The sequence below is a fragment of the Actinomycetospora flava genome, assembly GCF_037400335.1.
In the GTDB taxonomy this organism is placed as follows: domain Bacteria; phylum Actinomycetota; class Actinomycetes; order Mycobacteriales; family Pseudonocardiaceae; genus Actinomycetospora; species Actinomycetospora flava.
The window spans coordinates 1,335,006-1,344,349 of sequence record NZ_JBBEGM010000001.1 but is presented as its reverse complement, the minus strand read 5'-3'; the positions used below and the strand labels follow the sequence as shown (position 1 = coordinate 1,344,349).

The following is a 9,344-nucleotide window of genomic DNA, read 5'->3' as shown; positions in this document are numbered from 1 at the left end:
TTGCCGCCGGGGGTGGAACGGTGCGAGCGCATCTGGCACAACAGCGAGCTGCTGTTCCGCCTGGCCGACCTCGCGCCCGCCCCGCCGCGCAGCCGCCGCTACGTGGTCGTCGGCGCGGGGCAGAGCGCCGCGGAGGCCACCGCCTACCTGCACGACCGCGAGGACGCGGCCGCGGTGCACTCGGTGTTCTCGCGCTACGGCTACAGTCCCGCCGACGACACCTCGTTCGCCAACCGCATCTTCGACCCCGAGGCGGTGGACCACTTCTACGCGGCCCCCGGCGAGGTCAAGCAGATGCTCATGGACTACCACGCGAACACGAACTACTCGGTGGTCGATCCCGAGCTGATCCAGGACCTCTACACCCGCGCCTACCAGGAGAAGGTCGGCGGGACACAGCGCCTGCACGTCCACGGCGCGAGCCGCGTCGCGGGCACCCCGACGACGTCGCCGGACACCGCCGGGATCGCGCTCGACATCCAGTTCCTGCCCACCGGGCAGACGCACACGATCGACACCGACATCGTCGTCTACGCCACCGGGTACCGGCCGATCGATCCCAGCGGGCTGCTGGGCGACGTCGGCGCGTGGTGCCGGCGCGCCGAGGACGGCGAGCTGCTGGTCGAGCGCGACTACCGGCTCCACACCGTCCACCCGCTGCGCGCGGGGATCTACCTGCAGGGGCCGACCGAGCACACCCACGGCATCAGCTCGACGCTGCTGTCGACGACGGCCGTGCGGGCCGAGGAGATCCTCGACTCGGTGCTCGGCCACCGTCGGCCCGAGCCCGACCTGAACGTGGCGCACGACGCGTCCGGCGAGCCCGCCGCGATGGGCAACGGTTTCGGCGACCCCGGGGTGATCACGTCATGAGTGCCGCCCTCGTCACCGGCGCGGCCGGCGGGATCGGGGCCGCGGTGTGCCGGCGCCTCGCCGGCGCGGGCGCTCCCGTGGCGCTGCTCGACCGCGATCCCGAGGCCACCGAGGCCGCGGCCGACGCCCTGCGCGCCCGGGGCGCCACCGCCGTCGCCGTCCCGGGCGACGTCACCGACGCCGGCGCGGTGGAGAAGGCGGTCGTCGCGGCCGAGGACGCGCTCGGGCCGCTGGCGACGCTGGTCAACGTGGCCGGCGTGCTGCACGTCGCGGCGGTCACCGAGATCGACGACGCCGACTGGCGCCACTGCCTGGACGTCAACGCCACCGGGGTCATGCACGCCTGCCGTGCGGTCGGCGCGCGGTTCGCCGCGCGGGGCCGCGGGTCGGTCGTGACCGTCGCGTCGAACGCCGCCGGCGTGCCCCGCACGGGCATGGCCGCGTACGCCGCGTCGAAGGCCGCCGCCGTCGCGGTCACGCGCTGCCTGGGCCTGGAGCTCGCCGGGCAGGGCGTGCGGGCCAACGTCGTGTGCCCCGGGTCGACCGACACCGCGATGCTCGACGCGATGGGCGACCTGCCCGCCGACCACGCCGCCCTCGTCCGCGGCTCGGCGGAGACGTTCAAGCTCGGCATCCCCCTCGGCCGGGTCGCCGCCCCCGAGGACGTCGCCGAGGTGGTCGCGTTCCTCGCCTCCGACGCCGCACGGCACGTCACGTTGCAGACCGTCTACGTCGACGGCGGGGCCTCGCTCGGGCCCTGACCGCCCTGTTCTCGCACGACCACCCGCCCGCTTGTGAGAGGACACCCATGACCAGCACCCCGACCAGCGCCGGTCCGGATCCCGACGTGTCGGTCGACGTCCCGCCCGGCCCCGGCGCCGGGCCGGGCGCCTTCCTCTTCTCGACGCGCGAGATGACGCTGCGCACGACCGGGGGACGGACCCGCGTGCCGGGGGCCTCGCCGGGGTCGGTCGGGGCCATGGCCGCCGCGACGCTCGCCGCCGAGCGCGCCGCCGGCAACCCGGACCCGCTGGTGGTCGGGGCGGTCGGGTTCGCGCACGGCGAGGCCCGTCTCGTGGTCCCCGCGCACGTCCACCGCACGCCCACCGTGGACCGCGTGGAGGGCGACGCGCCGCCGGTCCCGCCGCTGGTGGCGCCGCCGTCGGCGCCGGCGTCGGTCGGCACCCGCTGGGACTTCCGCGCCGAGCCGCCCCCGCCCCGCTACGCGGCGGCCGTGGCGCGGGCGCTGGAGATGATCGCCGAGGGCGAGTTCGAGAAGGTCGTGCTGGCCCGCGCGGCGACGCTGACCGCCCCCGAGCCGCTCGACGTCGCCGCGGTCCTGGAGCGTCTCGCCGCCCGCAACCCCTCCGGGTACGTGTTCGCCGCGGACGTCACCGACCCCGACGTCGACGGCCGCCGCACCCTGCTCGGCAACAGCCCCGAGCTGCTCGCGGCCCGCCGGGGCAACGTCGTCGTGTCGCACCCGCTGGCCGGCACCGCGCCGCGCAGCCCCGACCCCGAGGAGGACGCGCGGCGCGGCGAGGTCCTCGCGCGGTCGACGAAGGACCTGCGCGAGCACGCGCTGGTGGTCGACCGGGTCGCCGAGCGCCTGGAGCCGTTCTGCACCTCGCTCGAGGTCCCGTCCTCGCCGAGCGTCACCCGCACCGCGTCGCTGTGGCACCTCGGCACCCGCATCGAGGGCACGCTGCGCGACCCCGCGCCGACGTCGCTGCAGCTCGCCGAGGCGCTGCACCCGACGCCCGCGGTGTGCGGGGAGCCGACCGACGCGGCGCGCGCGGCCATCGAGGAGCTCGAGGAGTTCCCGCGCGGCTTCTACACCGGGCTCGTCGGGTGGTGCGACGCCGCGGGCGACGGGGAGTGGGCGGTGACCATCCGGTGCGCCGAGGTCGCCGGGCGCGCGGTGCGCGTGTACGCGGGGGCGGGCGTCGTCGAGGGCTCGCGGCCGGAGGCCGAGCTCGCCGAGACCGCCGCCAAGTTCCGCACGCTGCTCTCGGCGCTGGGGCTGGAGGCCACCCCGTGAACCTGGTGGCGGACGGCGTCGTCCCGTACCCCGCGGAGTTCGCCGAGCGCTACCGGGCCGCGGGGTACTGGACGGGCCAGACGTTCCCCGACCTGCTCGACACGGCCGTCGCCGAGCACGGCGGGCGGACCGCGGTGGTCGGCACCGGCCCGTCGGGCACGCAGCGCTGGACCTACGCCGAGCTCGACGCCCGGGCGCGCGGCCTCGCCGCCGGCCTGGCCGACCTCGGGGTGGAGCCCGGCGACCGGGTGGTCGTGTGGCTGCCGAACGTCCCGGAGTACCTGGAGACGATCTTCGCGCTGTTCCGGCTCGGCGCCCTGCCGGTGTTCGCGCTGCCCGCGCACCGGGGCAGCGAGATCCGCTACTTCGCCGAGCACGCCGAGGCGGTCGCGATCGTGACCGTCGCCCGGCACGACCGGTTCGACCACGCCGCGGCGGCCCTCGAGGTGGCCGCCGCCGTGCCGAGCGTGGGGCACGTCGTCGTGGCGGCACCCCGGGACGCCGAGCTGCCGGTCGGCGCGCTCCCGCTCGCGGCGCTGCGCCAGACCCCGCGCGACGCGCTGCCCGGCGACGACGCCGACCCGTCGTCGGTCGCGTTCCTGCAGCTCAGCGGGGGGACGACCGGCCTGCCGAAGCTGATCCCGCGCACCCACGACGACTACCTCTACAGCGTCCGGGCCAGCGCGGAGATCTGCGGTCTGTCGCCGGGGACGGTGTACCTGGCGGCCCTGCCGGCGGCGCACAACTTCACGATGAGCTCGCCGGGTCTGCTCGGCGTGATCCACGCGGGCGGGACGACGGTCCTCGCCCCGTCGCCCGACGCCGACACCTGCTTCGGGCTGATCGAGGCCGAGCGGGTCACGCTGGCGGCGGTGGTCCCGCCGCTGGCGGCGGCGTGGGTGCAGGCGGCGTCGAGCACCACGAAGGACCTCTCCAGTCTCGCGATGCTGCAGGTCGGCGGCGCCAAGTGCGCAGCCGAGCTCGCCCGCCGCATCCCCGTGGCGCTGGGCGCGCGCCTGCAGCAGGTGTTCGGCATGGCCGAGGGGCTCGTCAACTACACCCGCGACGACGACCCCGACGACGTCGTCGAGGAGACCCAGGGCAGCCCGATCTCCCCGGACGACGAGATCCGGGTGGTCGACCCCGCCGACCCGGACGAGCGCGAGGTCCCGCGCGGCCAGGTCGGCGCCCTGCTCACCCGCGGGCCCTACACGATCCGCGGCTACTACCGCGCCGAGGAGCACAACGCGACGGCGTTCACCGAGGACGGCTTCTACCGCACCGGCGACCTCGTCCGGATCACCGAGCGCGGCGACATCGTCGTCACGGGCCGGGTGAAGGAGCAGATCAACCGGGGCGGCGAGAAGATCGCGGCCGAGGAGGTCGAGAACCACCTCCTGGCGCACCCCGACGTCGTCGACGCGGCCATCGTCGGCGTCCCGGACGACTTCCTCGGCGAGCGCACCCACGCCTACGTCATCCCGGTGCCCGACCGGGACGCGCCGCGCCCGAACGCCCTGCGCCGCTTCGTGCGCGAGCGCGGGGTGGCGGCCTACAAGGTCCCCGACACCGTCGAGGTCGTCGACGCCTTCCCCGTCACCGGCGTCGGCAAGACCAGCCGCCGCGCGCTGCGCACGGCGCTCGCCGCGCGGGCAACCGAGAAGCAGGCAGAGAAGGAGAGCCCGTCGTGAGCATTCCGTCGATCGCGCCCTACCCGATGCCGCGGTCGCACGAGCTGCCGGCCAGCCGCCCCGACTGGTCGCCCGACCCCGCGCGGGCGGTCCTGCTCGTGCACGACATGCAGCGCTACTTCCTGGCCCCGTTCTCGCGGGGCGAGGAGCCGGTGAGCGTCGCCGTCGAGAACATCGCGACGCTGACGGCCCGCGCCCGCGCGCTGGGCGTCCCCGTCGTCTACACCGCCCAGCCGGGGGAGCAGCCGCCCGCCGACCGCGGGCTGCTCGACGACTTCTGGGGCCGCGGCCCGGCCGCCGCCTACCTCGAGGACCCGGGCATCGTGTCGATCGTCGACGAGCTCGCCCCCGAGCCCGGCGACGAGGTGCTGACGAAGTGGCGCTACAGCGCGTTCCAGCGCAGCTCGCTGCAGGAGCTGCTGGCCGAGGCCGGCCGCGACCAGCTGCTGATCACGGGGATCTACGCGCACATCGGGTGCATGGTCACCGCGGTGGAGGCGTTCATGCGTGACGTCCAGCCGTTCCTCGTGGCCGACGCGGTCGCCGACTTCTCGCGCGCGCACCACGAGCAGGCGCTCACCTGGACCGCGCAGCGCTGCGGGGTCGTGCTGTCGGCCGACGCGGTGCTGGGGGCGTTCGAGCAGGCAGCCCCCCGGGCGCTGGCGTGACGGTCGACCTGCCCCTCACCGGGGCGCAGGAAGGCATCTGGTTCGCGCACCATCTCGACCCCGCCAACCCGATCTACACCACCGGCGCGCGGGTCGACATCACCGGCCCGCTCGCGGGGGACGTGCTCGCCGCGGCGATCCACGACGCGGTCGAGGAGACCGAGGCGCTGCACGTGCGGTTCGTCGTCCGCGACGGGCGGCCGCGCCAGGTCCCGCTGGGCCGCGACGAGCGCGCCGCCTGGGCGGTGGAGCGGGTGGACCTGCGCGGCGAGCCCGACCCGGAGGCGGCCGCGCAGGCGTGGATCGAGCAGGCCCTGGGCGCGCCGTCGGACCTGGACGACGGGCCGCGGTTCTCCCACGCCCTGCTGCGCCTGGGCGAGGGCCAGCACGTGTGGTTCCACCGCTACCACCAGGTCGTGATGGACGCCTACGGCTTCTCGCTGATCGCGCGGCGGGTCGCGACGCTCTACGGCGCGCGCCTCGCGGTCGACGCCGCGCCGCCGTCGCGGGCCGGGACGCTGCCCGAGCTGGTCGCCGCCGACGCCGAGGCCCGGCGGCGGGCGGTCGAGGACGACCGCGCGTTCTGGACCGAGCGGTTCCCCGGGCCGCCCTCGCCCGCCACGCTCGCCGGCCGCACCCGGCGCGTGACCCGCACGCGCCTGCGCCGCAGCAGCACGCTGCCGCCCGAGGTCGTCGTGCGGATGGAGGCCGCGGCCGACCGGGCCACGGGGCACTGGCCGGAGATGGTGCTGGCGGGCGTCGCGCTGTACCTCCACCGGCTCTGCGACGCCCCGGACGTCGTGCTCGGGGTGCCGATGATGGGACGGCTCGGCAAGCCCGGGGCGCCCGCCGCGAGGACGCCCGGGATGCTCGTCAACATCGTGCCGCTGCGGGTGGCTCCGCGTCCGACGGCGACGGTGCGCGAGCTCGTCGCCGAGGTCGTCGCGGAGCTCGCCGCCGTGCGCGCCCACCAGCACTACCGGTTCGAGGACCTGCGCCGCGACCTGCGGCTCGACGCCGCCGAGGGCCCCCGCGGGGAGGCCGCGCTCGTGGGGCCGTGGGTCAACGTGCGGCCGCCCGACCTGCTGCGCTTCGGCGCGCGGACCACGGGCGTCACGCGCCCCGTCTCGGGCGGTCCGGTGCACGACCTCGCCGTCCACGTGCAGCGGCTCCCCGACGGCGGGCTCGCCCTCGACGTCGACGCCAACCCGGAGACCTACGACGTCGCCGCCCTCGAGAGCCACCAGGCACACCTCGACGGGCTGCTGCGCGCGCTGACCGGGACGCCGCCGGACACGTCGCTGGCCGCCGTCCCGCTGCTCGACGCCGACGAGCGCGCGGCCGCGATCGCTGCTGGTCGGGGGGCGCCGGCTGAGACCGGTGACCTGGCGTCCCTGCTGGGTGCGGCCGACGGGCCGGCGGTGCGGCTGCGCGACGCGGGCGCGCGCCCCGCGACGACGGTCGCCGTCGCGCTGCCTTCGGGCCCCGAGCGGGACGCCGCCGTGAGGGCCGTGCTGCACGCGGGCGCGAGCGTGCTCCCGGTCGACGTCGACGCCCCACCGGCGCGACTCGCTCCGCTGCTCGCCGAGACGGCCCCGGTGCTCGGGGTGGTGTCCGCGGCGACGCGGAACGTGCTCCCCGCGGGGCTGGTGACGGTGGACGTGGGGGAGCCGCGTCCCGAGCCGTCGCCGCTGCCCGAGGTCGACGACGCCCAGCCGGCTCTCGTCGTGCCCGTGTCGGCGGGACACGGGCGGCCGGTCGGGCTCGTGGTGTCGCGCGCGGCGGTACGGGGGGCGCTCGGCCTGTCCTGGGACGGTTCGTGGCTCACCCCGGAGGGGCGCCCGCGCCCGGGGACCACGGCGCGCGTGCTGGACCGCGCGCTGCACGACGTCCCGGACGGCGCGGCGGGGGAGCTGTACGTCGGGGGCGCGGCGCTGCCCGAGGGCTACGCGGGTCTCCCCGGCCTGACGGCCCTGCGTTTCGTGGCCGGCGACGCGGGGGCCCGCATGCTGCGCACCGGCGAGCTCGTGCGCCGCGACCACGACGGCACGCTGCACGTGCTCGGGCGCGTGGACGGGCAGCTGGTCCTCGACGGCCGGGTCGTCGATCCGGGCGAGGTCGAGGCCGCGCTGGAGGCCCTCGACGACGTCGCGGCGGCCGTGGTGTCGGTGCGCGAGGGGCGGCTGGTGGCACACGTGGTCGGCGCGGTGCCCCCCGACGTCCGGGACCGCCTCGCCGCGGTCCTCCCGGCGGCCCTGGTGCCCGCGGACGTCGTGGCGGTCGACGCCTTCCCGCGCACCGCCGACGGCCGCGTGGACACGGCGCGCCTGCCCGCTACGACCCCGCGCAGCGAGCCCGCCGACCGGACGCAGGAGCGGCTGTGCGCGATCGTCGCCGACGTCCTGGGCGTCGACGCGGTGGGTCCCGACGACGACTTCTTCGCCCTCGGCGGTCACTCGCTGCTGGCGATGGTGCTGATGTCGCGCGTGGGCGAGGAGCTCGGCGTGACCCCGTCGGTCCGCGACGTCTTCGACGCGCCCACCCCGGCCCGCCTCGCCGAGCTCCTGGCGGCGCGGGTCACCCCGGCCCAGGTCCTGCGCGCCGCCGGCTCCGTCTCCACGACCTGATCGGCTCGAGCCCCGCCCGCACCCCGCATTACTGGCTGGTATCGCTCGCCAGGCGAGCGATACCAGCCAGTAACCGCGTCACGAGGTGCTCAGCCGGCGGCGTCCATGCGCTCCACGAGGCTGCGCGGGCGCATGTCGGTCCAGTGCTGTTCCACGTACTCGAGCGCCGCCGCGCGGTCGGCGCCCGGCTCGCCGTCGGTTCCCTCGGCACCGAACACCACGGTCCAGCCGGCGGGGACGTCGGCGAACACGGGCCAGAGGCTGTGCTGGCCCTCCTCGTTCACGAGGACGAGAAAGCGGCCGTCGGGGTCGTCGAAAGGATTCGGCATCGGATCACGCTCCGTTGAACAGGCGGCTCCAGGCCGCGACGGTGGGTTCCTCGGCGAGGTCGACGAAACCGATCTCGGAGCCGGTCTCGGCGCGCCACTGCTCCACGAGGCTCATGAGGCGGATCGAGTCGAGGCCGAGGTCCATGAGGTCGTCGTCGTCGCCGACGTCCTCGGGCGCCTCGCCCAGGGCCGCCGCGATGTCGGCGCGGAGCCGGTCGCGGTCGAGGGTCACTGCCGCCATGACTGGGTCCTTTCGTATCGAGCGTGCTGGTCAGGAACGGTCGGGTGCCAGGGGCTCGTGCTCCGCGTCACCGACGGCCACCTCCGATCGCCGCCGGCGCCGCCGGGCCGGCACGCACATCGGCGTGTGCTCCTCGGGGTCGGGCACGATCCGCACGTCGAGCCCGAAGACCGCGCGCACCATGTCCGCGTCGACGATCTCGGCGGGCGGCCCCTGGGCGTGGATGCGTCCGCGGTGCATGGCGACGAGGTGGTCGGCGTAGCGCGCCGCCTGGTTGAGGTCGTGCAGCACCATCACCACGGTGCGGCCCTGGTCGCGGTTGAGGTCGGCGAGCAGGTCGAGCACCTCGACCTGGTGGGCCATGTCGAGGAACGTCGTGGGCTCGTCGAGCAGGAGGGTCTCGGTGTCCTGCGCCAGCGCCATCGCGATCCACGCGCGCTGGCGCTGGCCGCCGGAGAGCTGGTCGAGCGCGCGCCGGCGCAGCCCGACCGTGTCGGTGACCTCGAGGGCCCACTCGATGTGGTCCTGGTCGTCGCGGGAGAACTGCTGCAGCCACGACTGGTGCGGGTAGCGCCCGCGCGCGACGAGGTCCTCCACCGTCAGCCCCTCGGGCGCCGCGGGCGACTGCGGCAGCAGGCCGAGCCGCCGGGCGATCTCGCGGGTCCCGAGCTTCGCGAGCTCGGTGCCGTCGAGGAGCACCGCCCCGGACCGCGGCGCGAGCAGGCGCGCCAGCCCGCGCAGCAGCGTCGACTTGCCGCACGCGTTGGCGCCGACGATCGCGGTGATCGCCCCGGAGGGCAGCTCCAGGGACAGGTCGGCGACGACCGGGTCGCCGCCGTAGCCCAGGGTCAGATCATCAGCTCGCAGGCTCACG

At 76.1% G+C, this 9,344-nt stretch carries 9 protein-coding genes; 6 read left to right on the top strand and 3 right to left on the bottom strand.

The genetic code is table 11. From position 1 onward, the window contains the following. The 6 genes from WCD58_RS06625 to WCD58_RS06600 form a co-directional block, all read left to right on the top strand. A partial coding sequence (locus WCD58_RS06625) for a SidA/IucD/PvdA family monooxygenase (RefSeq protein WP_337700733.1) occupies positions 1 to 873 on the top strand: 873 nt, incomplete at its 5' end. After that, positions 870 to 1,634: an SDR family NAD(P)-dependent oxidoreductase gene (locus tag WCD58_RS06620; protein WP_337700731.1), complete on the top strand. Its 765-nt coding sequence runs from the start codon at positions 870 to 872 to the stop codon at positions 1,632 to 1,634. The genes WCD58_RS06625 and WCD58_RS06620, both read left to right, overlap by 4 nt. 47 nt (positions 1,635 to 1,681) lie before the next feature. Next, on the top strand, positions 1,682 to 2,914 hold the full coding sequence (locus WCD58_RS06615; protein ID WP_337700729.1) for an isochorismate synthase: 1,233 nt from the start codon (positions 1,682 to 1,684) through the stop codon (positions 2,912 to 2,914). A gap of 2 nt (positions 2,915 to 2,916) precedes the next feature. Next, complete coding sequence (locus WCD58_RS06610) at positions 2,917 to 4,605, top strand: (2,3-dihydroxybenzoyl)adenylate synthase (RefSeq protein WP_373696193.1); 1,689 nt, start codon at positions 2,917 to 2,919, stop codon at positions 4,603 to 4,605. Beyond that, complete coding sequence (locus tag WCD58_RS06605) at positions 4,602 to 5,273, top strand: isochorismatase family protein (protein WP_337700725.1); 672 nt, start codon at positions 4,602 to 4,604, stop codon at positions 5,271 to 5,273. Before WCD58_RS06610 ends, WCD58_RS06605 begins: the two co-directional genes overlap by 4 nt. Next, entirely contained in the window at positions 5,270 to 7,900 is a 2,631-nt protein-coding gene (locus WCD58_RS06600) for a condensation domain-containing protein (RefSeq protein ID WP_337700723.1), read from the top strand. Before WCD58_RS06605 ends, WCD58_RS06600 begins: the two co-directional genes overlap by 4 nt. Before the next feature lie 89 nt (positions 7,901 to 7,989). Here WCD58_RS06600 and WCD58_RS06595 read toward each other — a convergent pair whose 3' ends face one another. From WCD58_RS06595 to WCD58_RS06585, 3 genes are read right to left on the bottom strand one after another with little or no spacing between them, the layout of a single operon-like run. Further along, a complete protein-coding gene (locus WCD58_RS06595; RefSeq protein WP_337700721.1) occupies positions 7,990 to 8,229 on the bottom strand; it encodes an MbtH family protein in 240 nt (79 codons plus the stop codon). Positions 8,230 to 8,233: 4 nt separating this feature from the next. Next, positions 8,234 to 8,470 carry a phosphopantetheine-binding protein gene (locus tag WCD58_RS06590; RefSeq protein WP_337700720.1) on the bottom strand — a complete coding sequence of 79 codons (237 nt, stop codon included), beginning with the start codon at positions 8,468 to 8,470 and terminating at the stop codon, positions 8,234 to 8,236. 30 nt (positions 8,471 to 8,500) lie between these two features. Then, the gene (locus WCD58_RS06585) at positions 8,501 to 9,343 is read right to left on the bottom strand and encodes an ABC transporter ATP-binding protein (RefSeq protein ID WP_337700718.1); all 843 of its coding nucleotides are present in this window, start codon (positions 9,341 to 9,343) and stop codon (positions 8,501 to 8,503) included. Position 9,344 lies beyond the last annotated feature (1 nt).